The following is an 18,785-nucleotide window of genomic DNA, read 5'->3' as shown; positions in this document are numbered from 1 at the left end:
CACCATTGCAACAGATCATGGGTTCTTTTTATCTGGAAGATGCGAGTTAAATTATAAAATAATAAGAGTATTCTTACATTGCACATATTATATGCTTATATGCAAACTCAATTCAAAATTGAATTTAAAACTTAAAAAAAGACGATATTATTTTTTAAGCAAAATTCAAGCCACAAATTGACTTTCACAAATAAATCAATTAGTTGATTTATGTTTAAGGTTATTCCTTTGCTACGTTGTAAAAATTCCTTACAAGCTAAAAAGCTTGAAGAAACTTTACTGTCCGTGAATGAATCGTTGCTGACGCCAAGCTTCGTACACACTAACGGCTACGGTATTGGCAAGATTCAAGCTGCGGCTACCTTCCACCATGGGTAGCCGCAGTTTATGTTCCGGTGGGAGTCTATCTAAAATGTTGGCGGGCAAGCCCCGCGTCTCGGGGCCGAACAACAAAACATCACCCGGTAAAAATTGAGCATCGCAGTAGTATTGGGTGGCTTTGGTGGTAAAAGCGAACAGGCGTCTGTTATTGATTGATTCAAGAAAATCCTGGAAATCGCGATGACAATGAATAACTGTCATATCCCGATAATCAAGCCCGGCCCTTCGCAATTTTTTTTCATCCAAGTCAAATCCCAACGGCTCGATGAGATGCAAGCGGCAGCCGGTATTGGCGCACAGGCGCATGATATTGCCGGTATTGGGTGCGATTTCAGGTTCAAACAGGGCAACTTCAAACATTTTGCAAGAGCTTTTTCATGGAAGATGAATCAGGTCTTGTAATCACACCCTTTTCAGTTACGATAGCCGAAATAAGTTCCGCCGGGGTGATGTCAAAAACCGGGTTCCAGGCTTTGGCCAGGCTATCAGTGCGCCGGTAATATTCAGGAAGCAGTTCCTTATCTTCCCGCTGCTCAATGGGAATCAATCTGCCTTGCGGCAGATGCCAGTCAATGGTGCTGGTGGGAGCGACTACCATGAAGCCGACGCCGTGTTGGCGTGCGGCAATGGCAAGCGCATAGGTGCCGATTTTATTGGCCACGTCGCCATTGGCGGCAATTCTGTCCGCGCCGACAACGACCCACTGAACCCTCCCTTGTTGCATCAGAAAAGCCGCGGCGGAATCGGCAATCAGGGTGGCGGGAATTTGATCTTGTTCCAATTCCCACAAAGTCAGGCGCGCGCCTTGGAGCCAGGGCCGGGTTTCCGTGGCGAAAATCTGTATCTCCTCAGAAGTTCCTATCCTTTGCCAGAGACTCCGAATCACGCCCAAAGCTGTCCCATACCCTCCCGTAGCCAAAGAGCCAGTATTGCAATGCGTTAATATCCCCTGGATTGATCCAATCAAGTGCGCGCCCGACGCACCCATGATCCGGTTGGCTTCAATGTCTTCCTGATGAATTGCCCGGGCTTCTTTTAATAAAGGCGCTTCAGGATTGCCATCTATAAAATTTATGACTTTACCCATTCTGTCCAAGGCCCAAAACAAATTGACGGCCGTGGGTCTGGAATGCGCCAGGCTATCTATGTCTGTTTTTATGGCATTCTTCCACTGTTTGCCGTGAGTCTGCCAGCATTGGCGTGCCGCCAAAACCACGCCATAAGCGGCGGCAATTCCGATGGCGGGAGCGCCCCGGACTTGCATGGTGCGAATGGCCTTAGCGACTTGAGCAGCTTGAGTGCATAAGTGATATTGAACTTTTTCCGGAAGCAAGCGCTGATCCAGAACGGTCAATCCTTCATCGGACCAGCGCAGAGCGCGGACTTGATCATGTTGATTTTGATCATTCGGTGTATCGTGCATTAAATAAAGTTCCGTGCTAGATTAAACGGTTTCACTGATGGATAAGGTTTATCCGTGGAATCGATTGATAGCTTGATTTTTCCCCGCTGGATTATACCGGTCGTTCCCGCGGGAAAGCGACTGCTCGATCACGCCCTGGCGATCCGCGACGGTAAAATCGTGGCCGTGTGTTCCTGCCAGGCAGCGGAAAGCCGGTTTCAGGCCAAAGAACAAATCCGACTCCCCAATCATGCCGTGATACCCGGGTTGATTAATGCCCATACCCACGCCGCGATGACCTTGTTCCGTGGGATTGCCGATGATCTGCCTTTGATGGCATGGCTCAACGAACACATTTGGCCCCGGGAACTACGTTGGGTGGATGAGGACTTTGTCCGGGTGGGTACCCAATTGGCCCTGGCGGAAATGCTGCGCTGCGGTACCACTTGTTTCAATGATATGTATTTTTTTCCCGATGTGACGGCAAAAGTTGTCAAGGAGATCGGGCTGCGGGCGGCTATCGGTTTGATTTTCGTGGACTTTCCCACCCCCTGGGCCCGGTCGCCGGAAGAATATTTCGAGAAAAATACCCATTTACTGCAATCGATGCCGGCTGATGATGAGATTACTTGGCTGTTGGCCCCTCACGCGCCCTATTCGGTAAGCAACGAAATGTTTGGGCAAATCGCGGATTTGTCATCCCGCCACCAGCTGAAAGTTCACATGCATTTGCACGAAACCCGGGTGGAAATTAGCGAAAGCCTGGATCGATACCGGCAGCGGCCTTTAGCCAGGCTCCAACAACTGGGTTTGGTCAATGATCGGTTGATCGCCGTTCACATGGTCCACTGTGAGGATCAAGAACTCGCTTTAATAGCTGATTCCGGCGCGGGTATCGTTCATTGCCCGCAGTCGAACATGAAACTGGCCAGTGGGTTAGCGTCAGTCAATCATTGGCTGGAAGCTGGAATCCCGGTAGGTTTGGGGACCGATGGCGCCGCCAGTAACAATGATCTTGACATGATTGGGGAAATGCGTACTGCGGCATTGCTGGCGAAAGGCATCTGTGGAGATCCTGAAACATTACCCGCGGAAAGTGCCTTGGCGATGGCTACTATCGAGGGCGCTCGATTACTCGGCTTGGACGAGCAGATGGGTTCTCTGGAGCCGGGTAAATGGGCGGATCTGGTGGCGATTGATTTAGCCGATCCCGAAACCCAACCGCTTTATGATCCCGTTGCCCAAATTGTCTATGCTGCCGGCCGTCATCAAATTTCCGATGTGTGGGTGGGCGGGAAACGGTTGCTCTCTGAGCGCCAATTAACCACCATCGATTGGCCGTCACTTTCGGGAGAAATCAGCGAATGGCAAATGAAATTATCACAACCCCTTTGAAACCATGAATGCAGATAACGTCCATCCGGAAGAAATTGAAAAATTCGGCGCCAAGGCCGAGCGCTGGTGGGACCCTACCGGAGAGTTCCGAACCTTGCACCAAGTCAATCCATTAAGATTGCAATTCATCAGCGAATTTACCGATATCAAGGGACAAAAAATCGTGGACGTTGGTTGCGGCGGCGGTATTTTAAGCGAAGCCTTGGCGCGGGAAGGCGCCGAGGTGCTCGGAATCGATCTCAGCGAAGATTTGGTGAATGTGGCCGATCTGCATGCCCTGGACGAGGGGGTGACTTCCGTCAAATACCGCACTGTTTCCGCCGAGGAACTGGCCCAGGAAATGCCGGAAAGTTTTGACGTGGTGACCTGCATGGAAATGCTCGAGCACGTACCCCGCCCTGCTTCCATAGTTCATGCCTGCGCTGAGTTGGTCAAACCCGGCGGCAAGGTGTTTTTTTCCACCCTCAACCGCACTTTGAAAGCTTATGCCTTGGCGATTGTTGGCGCGGAGTATATTCTTAATTTGATACCCAAAGGTACCCATGAATATGAAAAATTCATCCGCCCTTCGGAGTTGACGGCTTGGGCCAGGGTAGTGGATCTGGAGCCTTTGGTAATTCGCGGAATTGAATACAATCCAATCAGCAAACGATTCCGTTTGGGTAAAGACATTGATGTGAACTACTTGATGGCGTTTGAGAAAACCCGTGGCTGAATTAACCGGCATTTTATTTGATTTGGATGGCACGCTTCTAGATACGCTGCCCGATCTTGCTTATGCCCTCAATAGCGTTTTGATTGAGGAAGGCCGTCAGCCTTTGCCGGCGGGGATGATCAAACCCGCGGTTTCCTACGGCGCGCCCGGCATGGTCCGGCTGGCTTTCGGCGAATCTCAGGATCAAGAAGTGTTCGCCAAGCGCATGGCCAAACTGAGAGAAACCTATAGCGATCATGTGGCCGAGCGGACCCGTCTTTTTGAAGGAATGGACAAGGTGCTGGAGGAAATCGAAAACCGGGGGCTGGTATGGGGCATAGTCACCAACAAGCGGCGCTATTTGACCGAGCCGCTTCTTGAGCAGTTGGGATTAAACCACCGGGTAGCCTGCGTCATTGCTGGCGATGATACGGTCAAGGGCAAACCCCATCCGGAACCTTTATGGACGGCTTGCCAGGCCATGAACATTTCCCCGGCCCATTGCGTTTATGTGGGTGATCACGCCCGGGATATCGAAGCGGGAAAACGGGCGGGCATGGGGACCCTTGCCGCCGCTTACGGCTATCTGGCCCCGGATGAGGATCCTTTTTCCTGGGGCGCGGATGAGGTGCTGCAAACGCCCAATGATTTGCTGAAATGGCTGTCTTAACCCTGCCCACGCCTGCTGCCGATACGTTGGCAGGCAGAGTGATTGTCATTACCGGCGCCGCCGGTGTATTGGGAAAGGTAGCCGCCAAAGCCTGTGCGGCCAGCGGCGCGAAAGTGGTGCTATTGGATAAAAACATTCCAGCTCTGGAAGCGGTGTATGATGAAATTCAGGCCGAAGTACCCAACGCGCAGCCGGCCATTTTTCCCCTGGACTTGCTTGGCGCCACCCCCGAACACTACCAACAACTGGCCCAAACCCTTGAGGAACATTATGGCAAGTTGGATGGCCTGCTGCACAATGCCGCTCTGCTTGAATTTCTGGAGCCAATCGCGTGTCTGGCGCCCGAACGCTGGTTTAGCTCGCTACAGGTCAATCTCAATGCGCCTTTTTTGCTAACACGCAATTTATTGCCGTTGTTGCAAAAAAGCGAGGAGGCTTCCATTGTTTTCACTTCCGATTCCAGCGCTAGGAAAAGCCAGGCTTATTGGGGCGCTTATGGGGTGTCGAAGGTGGCGCTTGAGTCGTTTGCCAGGATTTTGGCGCAAGAATGGCAAGCCAACGGCAAGCTTCGATCCAATATTTTGATACCAGGGCCGGTGAGGACCCCGCTTCGACACCGGGCTTTTCCCGCCGAGTCCAAAAAAGACTTGACCGATGCTAATTCCTTAGTAAAACTCTATGTTTATTTGTTCAGTTCCCAAAGCCGGGAAATGACCGGCGAAACCTTTATTTTTCAAGACGAGGATCATGTACTACGGTCAAGGTGAAAGCATCGTTTTACAACGGGACGTGGAAGCCACGCGGGTACCTGATGGCATGACCATCGACCTGCACAAGGACGAAATTGTCACCATCTATCAAGCCTTGGGCGGCAGTTATACGGTATTGACCGATGACGGCACCATGGCCAGAATCAGCGCCAATGATGCCGATGCCTTGGGCAAGGAGCCGCCGGTGATTGCCGGTCTCAAGGAGGGCACCGATCCTGACACCGTCAAGCACAACGTTTGGGAAGTGCTAAAAACCATTTATGATCCGGAGATTCCGGTGAATATCGTCGATCTGGGGCTGGTGTATCACGTTCGGGTCACTCCCATTGAGGAAGGCAAAAACAAGGTTGAAATCGTCATGACCTTGACCGCACCTGGCTGCGGCATGGGGCCTGTGATACAGCAGGATGTGGAGATGGCGGTCAAAAACCTGCCTGGCGTGGAAGAAGTCAAAGTAGACGTTGTCTTCGATCCTCCCTGGTCCCGGGAAATGATCTCGGAAGCCGCCCGGCTTCAATTGGGGATGATGTAAGGCGTTTTTTACCAGGACATTGTCATCTGACCGGGGCAAGGTGGTCTGCTTTATTTAACCATTTACGTGCTTAAATGACGTAGTCCTGGTTTGTCTACTTTTCTACATAAAAAGCGGCAAAATTCCGCCGCCGATTTTCCGTCATATCGACTCAAATCTGCTTTGTATTTTATCTATCGCATTGAATTTTTTGGTGTTTTAAAGCTGGCACGATTCTAGCTTCATCGCTAATGAATGGTTCACCAATTCAATAGCGAAGAGTAAAAGGCAAGTACGATGAGACGGGAACATAGTAATTTGGCGGTAATTGAAAATCCAGCTTTCAGTAAAAAGGTACAGCCGGACAGAAGTAAAAGATTAAAGTTGCTCCAGGTGATGCAAACCACATTGGCGCTGGATCACTTACTGTCTCTTTTTAGTGAGGAAATTCAGCAATGGTTGCCGCACGATGGCTTCCGTTACCGTAATCAAAAGTTTTCCCTGGAAATCAGCGGCGGCAAACAATCTATGCACAGTTGCAACTATACTTTGACGTTAGATGAGGAATCACTCGGAGAATTGACCGTTTTCCGTCGCAAGCGGTTTTCCGATGCCGAGCTTAAGCGGCTGGAAAATCTCTTGAGCAATTTGTTTTATCCATTACGCAATGCCCTGACGTATTACCAGGCTTTGCAATCGGCTTATACCGACCCTTTGACTGGCCTATATAACCGAACCGCTTTGAACGATGCTTTCCAAAGAGAATGGAAACTGGCTCAACGGCAGCGTCAGCCCCTTTCTCTGCTGGCGCTGGATATCGACCACTTCAAAAAAATCAACGATACCTACGGCCATGCCGCGGGCGATATCGCTCTGATAAAAATTGCCGAGATTCTCAGGAAAACGGTCCGCGCCAGTGATTTGGTTTTCCGTCACGGTGGCGAGGAATTTTTGGTATTACTCAACAACACCGGGATTGAAGGCGCCAAATTGCTGGCGGAAAGGATCCGCAAAGCGATAGCGGCAAAAGATTGCAGCGATATCGATCCGGAATTATCCATCACCACCAGTATCGGCGTTGCCAGCCTGAATCATCCGGAAGAGACCCCGCAGCAACTGCTAAAACGGGCCGATGAAGCTTTATACCGGGCCAAGCGCAATGGCCGGAATTTAGTTGTGGCGGGATGATTTATTGAAGCTCTTAATAAAATCGACGTTTCCTTAGCAACGTCCGTTGGAAAGGGATTCCATGCAAAGTGCCAGCGCCTCATGCCAATCCGGCAATTGCAGGCCAAAAGCTTCTTTCAATTGATGGTTATCGAGTACTGAATAGCCTGGCCGCTTCGCTGGGGTGGGATAAGCTTCGCTGCCGATGGGGTTCACTAATGCGGTATCTTCCTCCAACAGCCCTAGTTGAATCCCCATTTCGCGAATTTTACTGGCGAAACCAAACCAACTGGTTTGGCCGCTACAAGTCAAGTGATAAATACCTTTTTGTTGCTCGCCGTTGAGTTGCCGGGCAAGAATTTGCGCGGTGGTTTCCGCAATTAGCCGGCTCCAAGTCGGGCTGCCAATCTGATCATCCACCACCCCCAGTTGTTCTCTTTCCCGCATCAGCCGCAGCATGGTGAGCAGGAAATTATGGCCCCTGGCGCCATATACCCAGGCGGTTCTAAAAATCAAATAAGATGCCCCACTGGAAACGATTGCCTGCTCTCCCGCCAGTTTTGTGCTTCCGTAAACGCTTTGGGGACCGGTAGGATCTTCTTCCCGGTAGGGAGCGTTACCGTCGCCCGGGAAAACATAGTCGGTGGAATAATGGATTAGCGTAGCGCCAATTTTTTTCGCTTCCTCGGCCAGGATGCCGGGGGCGATAGCGTTGATTTTTCCGGCCAGATCGGCTTCTTCCTCGGCCCGGTCAACAGCGGTATAGGCCGCGGCGTTGACAATAATGTCGGGCTTGGATGAACGCACGGCTTGAAGCAAGGTATCAGCCTTGGCCAAATCGACAGAAGGATCGGATTGCCTGTCCAGGGTGATGACTTCCCCCAACGGCGCCAAAGTCCGGCGTAGCTCCCAGGCCACTTGGCCATTTCTTCCCAGGAGTAAAATCCGCTTCATGCTTTAAATAAGGGGAGTTCGTCTTGGGAAAAGGCTTTCAATAATTTGCCGTTTTGGTCTTTGCCGGACAGTATAGGATCGGTGACGGGCCACTCGATGCCAATATCCGGATCATTCCAGAGCAAGGACTTTTCAGTTTCCGGATGATAAAAATCCGTGCATTTATAAGAAAACAGCGCCTCGTCGCTCAAAACACAAAAGCCGTGGGCAAAGCCTTCCGGAACAAAGAATTGCCGGTGATTGTCCGCCGACAACTCAGCTCCGACCCATTGGCCAAAGGTGGGCGAGCCCTGACGGATATCCACCACCACGTCAAAGACCGAGCCTCGCAGCACTTGCACCAATTTGCCTTGGGGGTAAGGATGCTGGAAGTGAAGCCCCCGGAGAATGCCTTGGCGGGATAAAGAAAGGTTGTCCTGGACAAAATCCTTTTCCAGGCCGGCATCAAAATAACGCTGACGGTTCCAGGTTTCCATAAAAAAACCGCGTTGGTCGCCGAATACATCCGGCTCGATCAATAACACGCCTGTTAAAGCAGTTTCCGTGATTTTCACCCCATGGCTCCATGTTCCAAAACGTATTTGAGATAAGCCCCATAGCCGTTGTTTTTGAATTGGCCTGCCATGCGCGCCAAATCTTCGTCGTTAATCCATTGGTATAAATAGGCGATTTCTTCCGGGCAACAGATCTTCAGGCCCTGGCGCTCTTCAATGGTTTGGATGAATTGGGAGGCCTGCATCAGGGAGTCGTGGGTGCCGGTATCCAGCCAGGCAATGCCCCGGCCCATTTTTTCCAGATGGAGCTGGTTTTGTTTCAGATAGAGTCGATTGAGATCGGTGATCTCCAATTCCCCGCGCCGGGAAGGTTGTAATTCCGCTGCCAAATCGCAGACTTGATTATCGTAGAAATAAATGCCGGTGACGGCCCAATTGGTGCGCGGCTGTGAGGGTTTTTCCTCCAGCCCGATGACTTTTCCCTGTACGTCGAATTCCGCCACGCCGTAACGCTCGGGATCCTTGACCCAATAACCAAAGACCGTAGCGCCTTTTTCCCGGCGGCTGGCCTGAGTCAAAATTTCGGTAAGGCCGTGGCCGTAGAAAATATTATCCCCCAGAATCAGGCAGCTCGGATCATTGCCGACAAAATCCTTGCCGATTAAAAAAGCCTGCGCCAACCCACCCGGATGTGGCTGGATGGCATAGTTCAAATGGATTCCCCATTGTCTGCCGTCCCCCAACAGTTTTTCGAACAAGGGAGCATCGTGGGGGGTGGTAATCACCAGAATATCCCGTATCCCCGCCAGCATCAAAGTGGACAAGGGATAGTAGATCATCGGCTTGTCATAGACCGGCAACAATTGCTTGCTGACGGCAATGGTCAAAGGATGGAGCCGGGTGCCGGAACCGCCCGCCAGAATAATGCCTTTGCGCTGCCCGGTCATGACATCAACCCCAAGCGCTCGCGGCGGTAGCTGCCGTCGGTGACCCGCTGGCACCATTGACGGTTATCCAGATACCACCGTACGGTTTTGGCCAGGCCGGTTTCGAAGGTTTCCTCCGGCACCCAGCCCAGTTCCCGCTGGATTTTGCTGGCGTCAATGGCGTAGCGTAGATCGTGCCCCGGACGGTCTTCCACAAAAGTTATCAGGTCTTGATGAGGGCGGTGGGGAGAATCGGGTACCAACTCATCCAAGAGGGAACAAATAGTTTTGACCACTTCGATATTGGTCTTTTCGTTATTGCCGCCGATGTTGTAAACCTCGCCTGGTTTGCCGGCTTCCAATACCCGTTCGATGGCTTTGCAGTGATCTTCCACAAACAGCCAATCGCGGATATTCAAACCCTCGCCATACACCGGCAGCGGTTTGCCTTCCAGAGCATTGAGAATCATTAAAGGAATCAACTTTTCCGGGAACTGATAAGGGCCATAATTGTTGGAACAATTGGTGGTCAGGACGGGCAGGCCGTAGGTATGAAAATAGGCCCGTACCAGGTGGTCTGAACCGGCCTTGGAGGCCGAATAAGGGGAGTTGGGTTGATAAGGGGTGGTTTCCGTAAACTTACCTGTTTCCCCCAACGAGCCATAAACTTCGTCAGTGGAAACGTGAAGTAACCGGAACCGGTCTTGCCGGTCATCAGGTAGGTTTTGCCAGTAATTGCGGGCGGCTTCCAAAAGCTCAAAAGTGCCAACCACATTGGTTTGGATAAAATCGCTGGGTGACTCGATGGAACGGTCCACATGACTTTCAGCGGCAAAATTGATGATGGCATTGGGCTGGAATTTTTCGAGCAATTCACGAATCAAGGCCCTATCCGTAATCGAACCTTGGACAAAGATGTGATTGGGGTTGTCCATCACCGGCGCCAGGGTATCCAGATTGCCGGCGTAGGTCAGCGCGTCCAGGTTAACAATGCGAATATCGCCTTTGGCGATTTGTCTCAGTACGAAATTGCCGCCGATAAAACCGGCGCCGCCGGTTACCAGCCAGGTTGGTTGTTTCATCCGCCTCTCCGTTTCATCATGCCCTTGGAGGGGTTATAGCCCCATACCGCCAGGACTAAAAAAATCAATAGTGTAATCAAAGTATAGAAAAAGGCGTAGCGGTTAAACTGGCCGTAGAGGGCAAAGCGGATCAGCTCCACCGCTTGGGAAAAGGGATTGTATTGCGCCAGGGTAGCCAATAATTGGCTGGATTCTTGCAGCCGCCACAAGGGATACAAGGCGGTGGACAGAAAAAACATGGGAAAAATGACGAAATTCATGACCCCGGCGAAATTCTCCAACTGTTTGATAAAAGAAGACAAAAACATTCCCATGGCGCCAAGCATTAATCCTGCCAGAATCAGGGCGGGAAAAACATACAAGTATCCCATGGGGGGCGGTTGAATTTCATAGGCCCAGGCAATCCCCAAAAAAACGTACGCCTGCAGCAGGGAAACGAAAGTGCTGGCCAATAACTTGCTCGACAGCAAATACCAGCGTGGCAGCGGCGCTACCAATAAAATTCGCATGCTGCCCATTTCCCGGTCGTAAACCATCGATAACGAACTTTGCATGCCGTTGAACAACAAAATCATGCCCACCAGTCCAGGGGTGATGTATTCCTCATAGAGGATATAGGTCTCATAGGGCGGAATCACCGCGATGCCCAGGGTGGAACGGAAACCGGCGGCAAAAATGAACAGCCAGACCAACGGCCGCACCAAAGCGGCGATAAAACGGCCCCGCTGATGTAAAAACCTGAGCAATTCCCGGCCGATAATGGCGCTGGTGGCGCGCAGATAGTGCATCACGCGCATTCCGTTGCCTCCGTCAGAATCTGGAAAGCTTCGCCAATGGTTGTTACGCTGACTTGCTCGATGACTTCATTGACGACGCCTTGAGCGCGGATGGTACCTTGATGGAGCACAATCAATTCGTCCGACGGCTCAATCTCGTCAATCAAGTGCGTGGCCCAGAGCACACCGATACCTTGTTCCCAGGCCAATTGGTGAACATAGGCCACCAGTGTCTGGCGGCTGGGAATATCCAGCCCAACGGTGGGTTCATCCAAAAGCAGCAGTTTCGGTTGATGGAGCAAGGCCCGGGCGATTTCCACCCGCCGCCGGTATCCGCCGCTGAGACTGCGGATTTTGCTGGCGCGGTAATCGAGCATTTCCAGCCTGTCTAATTCTTCTTCAATCCGGCGTTTTGCCTGGCGGCGGCTCATGCCGTGCAGAGCGGCGTGGTAACGCAAATTTTGGGTGACCGTCAGATCCATATCCAAGGTTGGCTGCTGAAATACAACCCCCATATTTGCCAAGGCTTTGCAAGGCTGTTTGCGGTTGTCGAAACCGGCGATGCGGATATGGCCGGTGGGGGAATCGTACAACCGGGTAATGAGCGCAAATAGCGTGCTTTTACCCGCGCCATTGGGACCCAGCAAAATGGTGCATTGCCCTTGCCCGACAGTAAAACTCACATCGTCCAGGGCTTTTTTCTTGCCGTAGGCAAAGCTAACGTGTTCGACCTCGAGTGCATTATTGCGCATGAGCTTAAATTTGCATGAAATTGCTGAATAATTAATTAGCAACTAATAATATTGGTTATAGTCATAATTATCCCTAATAAATTGGGATAATTGATTGGAAATAAATTTAACAGTTCTTTTGTCTAAAGTGACTTTAGCTTTTTCAATATATTTTAGAAGGCCTTTTGGCTCAAGAAACCATATGGAGTTGTCATCCAATTTGTTATCAACAAACCAGCCAGGAAAAACCACTACTGGTTGAACAGGCACATTAATTCCAGTTAAAAGGGAAATCTTTCTTTCTAGCCATGCCTTTTGTGCTTTTGCTTGCGAAAATATCTTACTATTGGGCTTGCTTCCGTTGACAGAAATTCCTTCATGATTGATAGTTATTTTACACTGACCTTTGCTTGGCTTTGAATAAGTCTTTGTCTCCACGCAAAATATGCCTTGTTCTCCAACAATAACATGATCCAGGTTGAAACCTTCTCCAATGATGTCGTGGAATATACGGAAACCCTTATTTCTTAAATATTCAAGTGTTTGTCCGACGGCTATTTCTCCATCCCTTCCTAGTTTTAATCGTTTTATTTTGCGAATGAGTTTAAATATTCTAAAAACGCAATATATGGAAATTAATATTGTGAATAAAGTGAGAAATTTTAGCGAACTTGGTGTTATTTTTATTATTTGATAATGCAGTAACCAATTCCAAATGGTAAATACCAGTAAAAAAATAGGAAGTAAAATGTAATTGAGTGCTTTATCATCTATTAAAAAACGTATTTCATTATTAAGTGACTGTCCAGGAAGCCGTAATGGTTTATTTTTCAAAGGTGATTTAGTTGATTTTTTCATGTCTAAATCATCAGTTACGGTTTAACCGCCACCCCCCAAGGATAATGCCCCACCGGAATGGATTTGATGGGTTTGAGTTTTTCCGTATCAATGACGGTTACATCGTGGCTGGCGCCGTTGGTGGTGTAAAGCCGTTTGCCGTCGCTGGAAAAAGCCAAGTGCCAGACCCGCTTGCCGGTCAAGAGGTAATCGATAATTTCAAGCTTTTGGGCGTCGATGACCGCCACCCGGTTAGCCGGTCCCAAAGCCACATAGCCATATTTGCGGTTTTTATCCACCACCACGCCAACCGGCTGGATTAACGACTGGGTAACTCCGGGAATTTGGAAATGCAGTTTTTTGACTATCTGTTTGCTGTTGGCATCGATGATAGTCAAGGTACTGCCGATTTCCGAGGTGACCCACAACTGCTGGCTGTCGGCTGTGAAATGAGCGGCGCGGGGACGGGGATCGACCAAGGTATTGTGGACGATTTCCAGGGTTTTGGCGTCGATCCAGTGGGCCATGTTGGTAGTTTCCGAGGTACTAACCACCCACTTGCCATTAGGGCTGACATCAATCCCCTCGGGCTCCACCCCCACCGGAATGGATTTGACCACCTTGCCGCTGGCAAGGTCGATGACCGTCACCAGATTGTCGTCTTCATTGGAGACATAGAGCCGTTTGCCTTGGGGATCAATGGCGAAGGTTTCCGGATCTTCCCCGGAAGGGAGTTTGCCGATAATCTTGTAGGTTTCGGCCTCCAGCACCTGGATGGTATCGTCATCGCTGGTGGCGATGTAGAGTTTTTTGAAGTCCGGGCTCAGTTTGATGTCCCTGGGGCGGCGGCCGATTTTAACCGTGCGGGTCAATTCCAGGGATTTGCCGTCCACGACCGCCAGGGCGTTGTCCTTTTCCAGGGTGACGAATACTGTGTCAGCGCTGGAGAGTACTGGAGAGATGAGGAGTAGAAAAGCAATAATTGCATAATTCATTCTTTATCCTTTATTAAAATGGATTCTAATTGGGCGAGAAGGTTTGGAAGCGCCTTATCGATAGTTGCCAGAGGATTTCCAGGTCAACATCGAAATAAGCATGAATAAGCCGGTTACGCATCCCAGTCATCGCTTTCCAAGGGATATTTGGATATGAATTCCGGGTTTCCGTGGATATTTGAGCGGCGGCCTCACCGATAATTTCCAGCGCCCGAATGAGGGCAAAGCACAGCATATCATCTTCACCTAAGTCGGATTGAGTTCGGCCTTCGGCAAACTTCAAGGCTGATAGCACTGCATCATGCATATGACGTAAGCGAACCAAGTCATGCCGATTCATATTGAACTTCTGCTTCCTCCAAGACCTGCTTTCGGAAATAACGGCTTAATTCCGCGGGCGTTCGCAGATCTACGGGACGCTTCATCAATTTGGAAAACGCTTCCTCCATCATGACAAGATCGAATAGCGTTGGCTGGGTATCCTGATAAAACTCCACAATCAAATCAATATCACTGTCAAGGTTCTCAGTGCCTTTTAACACCGAGCCAAAAAGCGCCAGCCGCCGGATGCGATATTTTTGGCATAGGTTTTTTAATGTCTCTTGATCAATGGGTAATCGTTTCATCGTGATAAATGACATTGAGATTCCTGTTTATCATACCCCAACGTATCCAGTTCATTGACTGGGTGGAGATAACCTTCCAGCGGGGCGACGGCAACCACGGCCCTTGGGCCGCTGAGGAGAATGGGCTGGCGCAGTTGGCCGTTCCAGGGCCGGAAGGACAAAGGCTTGCCTTTGAAGCCGGCGAGGGCCAGCTGATCGCTCAATAAATATTTATTGATGACGTGGAAGTCCAGGCTCTGAGTCCGGGTGGCCGCCTCGCCGATGGCCCTGACCGCCAGCCAGGCGGCGTAGTCCCGGGGCTTCATCCAGCGTCCGGCCTTTTCCCAGAAGCGGTTTTGCAATTGCACCGCGCCCCATTGTTCATGGGCCGGGTGCCAGGATGTGGCCACCAGGCCTTGCGTGCCAGCGACAGGTCTGGGGAGCCAGGTGCGGTAGGGGAAATAATCGCCGAACAGCCCTGCTTCATCGGCCAACAGCAAGATGTCATAATCCACGCCCTGGGTAAAAACCGCTACTTCTGACTGGGCGGTGCGGCGGGCGTCGTAAGTGTGGGTCCAGGGTTTTTCCTTGACGATGTTCAGTTTGAAGCGGGTGGCGGTGCGTTTCAGCGCCTTGGCGAAGTTTTTGTCATCTTCTCTGGTGCCCGGCACCAGGAACCAATCGGTCCAGCGTTTTTTCAAAAAATACTGGCCCAGCGCATCGGCGCGCATGGCGTAGCTGGGAAGGGTGTGCAAAACATTGGCGCGGCAGTTTTCATTGCGCAGGCCATCGTCATAGGCGCCGGCATTGTACAATAAGGTTTGTTGGGATTCCGGGAGACCGGCCAATTTCAATAGTTGGGTGGCGGGAAGATTGACCACGATATGGCGAACCCCTTCCTTGACCAGGAAATAAAATGCCCGGCTGGGATCCTCGTCCCGCTCCAACATGGCCGACAGGAGGATGAATTGTTGTCCAGTGAAACGTCCGGTAGTGTTGTTATCCTCGATGCCCAACTCCACACCGCGCAGTCCGATGTCTTGATACAAGGGTTCCAAATTGGCCGTCGCCGGGCGGATCTCCTCCCGCTGTTGGCCAAGATAGCCGATGGTCAACGTGGCCGCGGTCAGGTAATGGGAAAACAAGCAAAGGAAAAGGGGGAAGAGTTTGTATAACATATCAGTATGGTTTACCTTACAACGCCCCATTATAGCCGATCCGCCGGACCTGAAAATTCAGGAAAATTTCCCATATCGGGGCTCCTTTATCTATTCAAGCAGGGGCATGTGGTCTGCTTCGAAAAACGCCGTGAATACTTCCCTGTAGGCTCCACGCCGGCCTCCCTGCCGGCGAGGCTTTCGATGCAGACCACATGCCCCTTCAATCAATCCTTTGCGTGTTTAAATAACGTATTCCTGTTTCCCATATGAATTTTGATATACCCCGTGTCTGGCTGTTGTGCGGTCACAAAGCCGGCGACAACAATCAGCTCTTAGCCTTGGCGGAAGCGTTGGGATGGCCATATGAAATCAAGCGGATGGCTTACCGGCCCTATGAGTTGTTGGTGGGCAGGCTGGGCGCGACTTTGGCCGGGATTGACTTGGAGAAAAGCGATTCGCTGAAGCCGCCCTGGCCCGATTTGATTCTAACCGCCGGAAGGCGCAATGAAGCCGCCGTTTTGTGGATTCGGAAGCAGGTGCAAAAGAATGTTCGTATCGTCCACGTTGGTCGGCCCTGGGCGACTTTGAAGCATTTTGATCTGATTGTCACCACCCCCCAATATCAATTGCCCGATTTGGCCAATGTCCATACCAACTTGCTGCCACTGCATCGGGTAACTGAAGAAAGGCTGAGGCAAGCGGCCCGTCAATGGCAACCGAAAGTGGCACTTCCACCGCCTTATATTACCCTGCTGGTGGGCGGAGACAGCGGCCCTTTCGTGTTTGACGAAACAGCGGCACAACAGTTGGGTGTTCAAGTGAACAGGCTGGCGCAGGAAAAAGGGGCTTCGGTACTTGTTACCACCAGCGCCAGGACGCCGCCGGAAGCCATCGCTCATTTGGCGCGGGAAATGACGGTAGCCAAGTACATCCATCCATTCAAGCCAGGGGATAAAGCCAATCCTTACTTGGGCTTTCTTGGGATGGCGGCTGACATTGTCGTCACTGGCGACAGTATTTCCATGCTGGCCGAGGCCTGCGCCACTGGCAAACCGGTATATATCTTTCCCTTCGGTAGCGGTCGATGGGCAATGCGTCCTGAAACACCGGTCTCTCCCTCGCCCAGGGCAATTTGGGATAGACGCCGATGGAAAGCTTGGCGCAGCAGCCTGGTGTTATCCCTCGCCCCAAAACGAATGCGGCGCGATATCCGCCGGATTCACCAGGCCTTGATTGAATCCGGCCGGGCGGTTTGGTTGGGAGAAGAATTTGTCCGTCAGCCGCCCGCGCCAGTGGATGAATTGGCCATCACCGCGGCGCGGGTGAAGGCGTTGTTTATTTCTTAGGCGGCTGCTTTTTCCTCGATTTTATCCCATCCCAATGGATGTCCCGGAGGCGGCGCCAAGGGCTCAATCCGCTCAATCACTTCCAGCGCATCGTGGCGGACGTGATTCTTGCGCATTTCCTCGCGAACCTGTTCTTCGGTCACAATGCCTTGCTTCAAACACTCCTTGACCAGGCCGAAGAAATAGCGTTCCTGATTGGGATCGGGGTGAGGTTTATAGTGGCCGAGCAGGGCGTATTCCCCGAACAATTGGCGGCGGGTGCGCAGAATCCAGCCCCACAGGTTTTTCTTCTCCGCCGGGCGGAAATCCACCGGCAGCCCGGTTTTCCATGGCTGGGTCTTGCGCTTGGTGGTGTGGAGCATTTTGGTGGCCGGGGTGAGACGGTCGAAATCGTTCCATTCGTTTTCGAACAGCTTGATGGTCTCGGGGTTTTCCAGCTTCAGGGAAATCCAGTCCATGTAATCGACTTCGAATTCGAACATCTTGGCGAAGGTTTCTTTGGTTTTCCAGTGGGTCAATTTGGCGCAGTCCAGAAGCATCACGCTGCTGGCGTAACAACCCCGCCGGCCTTTGCTGCCCGAGCGCATCCGGCATTGAATAGCGGCCCCTGCCATGTCCCGGGACAACAGTTCCCAGACATCGCCGACGGCAAAGACGTCCGGGTCCACCACCACCGCCCGGCCCTGGTAATGCATCAATTCGGGCGGCATGAAGCGCAGCGGGGTGAAAGACTGCAAGTCTTCATTCAACCAGGGGCGTTTTTGACCATCCCGGAGGTAAATTTGCCCTTCCCGCTCGTGGAGAAAGGGATAGTCTTTGTGGGCAATAATCTGGACGTCAAACTTATTGGCATTGGGAGAATTGCGTTTCATGGCATAGGCGGCCACCACTGCCCCCAGCCATTGTTTGTGATTGGTGTGAATAAACGCGCAATATTGCATGATGAAAACCTCTCTGCCCGAAGGATGAAATGTAAAGTTTACTGAATTAAATCCCTGAAATCGATAGGGTTATGGCGTCATTTTAACCGTGATTCCTAAATTACGGATCTTCTGGGCGAATGAACTCAACCAAGCCTCGGGAACCGGCCCCAAACGATGCGCCTGCGGCTGCATGGAAGGGCGCGCCAGGCTATAAAGCATGACTCCTTGCAAGGCAATTCCACGCTGCCGGGCCTGACGGAGAAAATCCAGATAGGCATGCTGTTCTTCAGCTTTCGGTAATTGACCGTCGAGAGTAAATAGGCAGCTTTGCAGCCAAGTGGGGCAACAGTGCGCGGCGGTTTGCAAATGGGTCATCACCCGCTCCGGCGTTATGGCGGCCTGATTGATTTGGCGCATACCTTTTGGGGTGGCGCTATCGAGTTTGAACCACAATTGCCCGCCTATTTCCCCCCACAGGTTCAGGCCCTTTTGCACCGGTTCACGATGGACCAGGCTGCCATTACTGATGATGACTTTATTCAGGTTTTGGGGCACATTCAAGCGCTCGAATAAAGTGCCCAGATGGGCGATGACCTGGTGGAAATCCTTGAGGCTGGTGGGTTCCCCATTGCCGGAAATGGCGATATCCCGTAACTCTCGATATCGCGGCGGGACTTCAAAACGCTGGTAAAAAACGCCGGAATCGATGTCGGCCAACAGGGATCTGAGCTCTTCTTCCAACAAAGTCAAATCAACGGCCGGCGCGGCGCCCCGCTTGAGATTGGGCACTTGGCAGTAAATACAGCGCCAGTTGCAGGCATTGTTGGAATTGAAATTGATGCCGATGGAAATCCCGCCAGCGCGGCGGGAAACCACAGGATAAACATAAGTCATCCCCGCGCTATCGCGGTTGTGATTAGTGATGGTTAAAGGTTTTGTCATGTATGGATGGGGAAGACGTTTGAC

General features: G+C 51.4%; 21 protein-coding genes and 1 pseudogene. 7 read left to right on the top strand and 15 right to left on the bottom strand.

Features of this window, described 5'->3' with window-relative positions; all coding sequences use genetic code 11:
• Window positions 1–276: 276 nt before the first annotated feature.
• Window positions 277–741, bottom strand: coding sequence for a hypothetical protein (locus tag AXA67_00565; GenBank protein KXJ41331.1), 465 nt, complete (start codon window positions 739–741; stop codon window positions 277–279).
• Complete coding sequence (locus AXA67_00560; protein ID KXJ41330.1) at window positions 734–1,804, bottom strand: S-methyl-5-thioribose-1-phosphate isomerase; 1,071 nt, start codon at window positions 1,802–1,804, stop codon at window positions 734–736. The genes AXA67_00565 and AXA67_00560 overlap by 8 nt, the downstream gene beginning before the upstream one ends.
• Before the next feature lie 54 nt (window positions 1,805–1,858).
• On the opposite strand from AXA67_00560, the gene AXA67_00555 reads away from it, so the two are divergent.
• From AXA67_00555 to AXA67_00530, 6 genes are all read left to right on the top strand, one after another.
• Window positions 1,859–3,178, top strand: coding sequence for an N-ethylammeline chlorohydrolase (locus AXA67_00555; GenBank protein ID KXJ41329.1), 1,320 nt, complete (start codon window positions 1,859–1,861; stop codon window positions 3,176–3,178).
• 4 nt (window positions 3,179–3,182) lie between these two features.
• A complete protein-coding gene (locus tag AXA67_00550; GenBank protein ID KXJ41328.1) occupies window positions 3,183–3,893 on the top strand; it encodes a bifunctional 3-demethylubiquinol 3-O-methyltransferase/2-polyprenyl-6-hydroxyphenol methylase in 711 nt (236 codons plus the stop codon).
• Entirely contained in the window at window positions 3,874–4,542 is a 669-nt protein-coding gene (locus tag AXA67_00545; GenBank protein KXJ41327.1) for a hypothetical protein, read from the top strand. The genes AXA67_00550 and AXA67_00545 overlap by 20 nt, the downstream gene beginning before the upstream one ends.
• On the top strand, window positions 4,530–5,309 hold the full coding sequence (locus AXA67_00540; GenBank protein KXJ41326.1) for a hypothetical protein: 780 nt from the start codon (window positions 4,530–4,532) through the stop codon (window positions 5,307–5,309). The genes AXA67_00545 and AXA67_00540 overlap by 13 nt, the downstream gene beginning before the upstream one ends.
• Window positions 5,290–5,844: a FeS assembly SUF system protein SufT gene (locus AXA67_00535; GenBank protein ID KXJ41325.1), complete on the top strand. Its 555-nt coding sequence runs from the start codon at window positions 5,290–5,292 to the stop codon at window positions 5,842–5,844. The genes AXA67_00540 and AXA67_00535 overlap by 20 nt, the downstream gene beginning before the upstream one ends.
• A gap of 276 nt (window positions 5,845–6,120) precedes the next feature.
• Complete coding sequence (locus AXA67_00530) at window positions 6,121–7,011, top strand: hypothetical protein (protein ID KXJ41324.1); 891 nt, start codon at window positions 6,121–6,123, stop codon at window positions 7,009–7,011.
• A 33-nt stretch (window positions 7,012–7,044) separates the two neighbouring features.
• Here the strand turns inward: AXA67_00530 and AXA67_00525 are convergent, their stop codons facing one another.
• From AXA67_00525 to AXA67_00475, 11 genes and pseudogenes are all read right to left on the bottom strand, one after another.
• Window positions 7,045–7,944: a dTDP-4-dehydrorhamnose reductase gene (locus AXA67_00525; protein KXJ41323.1), complete on the bottom strand. Its 900-nt coding sequence runs from the start codon at window positions 7,942–7,944 to the stop codon at window positions 7,045–7,047.
• Window positions 7,941–8,498: a dTDP-4-dehydrorhamnose 3,5-epimerase gene (locus AXA67_00520; GenBank protein ID KXJ41322.1), complete on the bottom strand. Its 558-nt coding sequence runs from the start codon at window positions 8,496–8,498 to the stop codon at window positions 7,941–7,943. Before AXA67_00520 ends, AXA67_00525 begins: the two co-directional genes overlap by 4 nt.
• Window positions 8,495–9,385 carry a glucose-1-phosphate thymidylyltransferase gene (locus AXA67_00515; GenBank protein KXJ41321.1) on the bottom strand — a complete coding sequence of 297 codons (891 nt, stop codon included), beginning with the start codon at window positions 9,383–9,385 and terminating at the stop codon, window positions 8,495–8,497. The genes AXA67_00520 and AXA67_00515 overlap by 4 nt, the downstream gene beginning before the upstream one ends.
• A complete protein-coding gene (locus tag AXA67_00510; protein KXJ41320.1) occupies window positions 9,382–10,446 on the bottom strand; it encodes a dTDP-glucose 4,6-dehydratase in 1,065 nt (354 codons plus the stop codon). Before AXA67_00510 ends, AXA67_00515 begins: the two co-directional genes overlap by 4 nt.
• Window positions 10,443–11,243, bottom strand: coding sequence for a multidrug ABC transporter permease (locus tag AXA67_00505; GenBank protein ID KXJ41319.1), 801 nt, complete (start codon window positions 11,241–11,243; stop codon window positions 10,443–10,445). Before AXA67_00505 ends, AXA67_00510 begins: the two co-directional genes overlap by 4 nt.
• Complete coding sequence (locus AXA67_00500; protein KXJ41318.1) at window positions 11,234–11,974, bottom strand: ABC transporter ATP-binding protein; 741 nt, start codon at window positions 11,972–11,974, stop codon at window positions 11,234–11,236. Before AXA67_00500 ends, AXA67_00505 begins: the two co-directional genes overlap by 10 nt.
• A gap of 42 nt (window positions 11,975–12,016) precedes the next feature.
• Window positions 12,017–12,811, bottom strand: a complete 795-nt coding sequence (locus tag AXA67_00495; GenBank protein KXJ41317.1) for a hypothetical protein — start codon at window positions 12,809–12,811, stop codon at window positions 12,017–12,019.
• A 14-nt stretch (window positions 12,812–12,825) separates the two neighbouring features.
• A complete protein-coding gene (locus AXA67_00490) occupies window positions 12,826–13,785 on the bottom strand; it encodes a hypothetical protein (protein KXJ41316.1) in 960 nt (319 codons plus the stop codon).
• A pseudogene (locus AXA67_00485) lies at window positions 13,782–14,125 on the bottom strand (hypothetical protein). The gene AXA67_00490 and the pseudogene AXA67_00485 overlap by 4 nt, the downstream one beginning before the upstream one ends.
• Window positions 14,112–14,411 (bottom strand): hypothetical protein, encoded by a 300-nt coding sequence (locus tag AXA67_00480; protein ID KXJ41315.1) that lies wholly within the window; start codon window positions 14,409–14,411, stop codon window positions 14,112–14,114. The pseudogene AXA67_00485 and the gene AXA67_00480 overlap by 14 nt, the downstream one beginning before the upstream one ends.
• Window positions 14,408–15,568, bottom strand: coding sequence for a branched-chain amino acid ABC transporter substrate-binding protein (locus AXA67_00475; protein KXJ41314.1), 1,161 nt, complete (start codon window positions 15,566–15,568; stop codon window positions 14,408–14,410). The genes AXA67_00480 and AXA67_00475 overlap by 4 nt, the downstream gene beginning before the upstream one ends.
• Window positions 15,569–15,816: 248 nt before the next feature.
• On the opposite strand from AXA67_00475, the gene AXA67_00470 reads away from it, so the two are divergent.
• Window positions 15,817–16,896: a hypothetical protein gene (locus tag AXA67_00470; protein ID KXJ41313.1), complete on the top strand. Its 1,080-nt coding sequence runs from the start codon at window positions 15,817–15,819 to the stop codon at window positions 16,894–16,896.
• Here the strand turns inward: AXA67_00470 and AXA67_00465 are convergent.
• Window positions 16,893–17,837, bottom strand: a complete 945-nt coding sequence (locus AXA67_00465; protein KXJ41312.1) for a hypothetical protein — start codon at window positions 17,835–17,837, stop codon at window positions 16,893–16,895. The two genes, AXA67_00470 and AXA67_00465, sit on opposite strands and share 4 nt — an antisense overlap.
• Window positions 17,838–17,906: 69 nt before the next feature.
• The gene (locus tag AXA67_00460; GenBank protein KXJ41311.1) at window positions 17,907–18,761 is read right to left on the bottom strand and encodes a radical SAM protein; all 855 of its coding nucleotides are present in this window, start codon (window positions 18,759–18,761) and stop codon (window positions 17,907–17,909) included.
• Between the last annotated feature and the right edge of the window lie 24 nt (window positions 18,762–18,785).

Source organism: Methylothermaceae bacteria B42 (assembly GCA_001566965.1).
Classification (GTDB): Bacteria; Pseudomonadota; Gammaproteobacteria; order Methylococcales; family Methylothermaceae; genus Methylohalobius.
The sequence above is the reverse complement of the archived record's forward strand: the minus strand, read 5'-3'. Positions and strand labels throughout refer to the sequence as shown.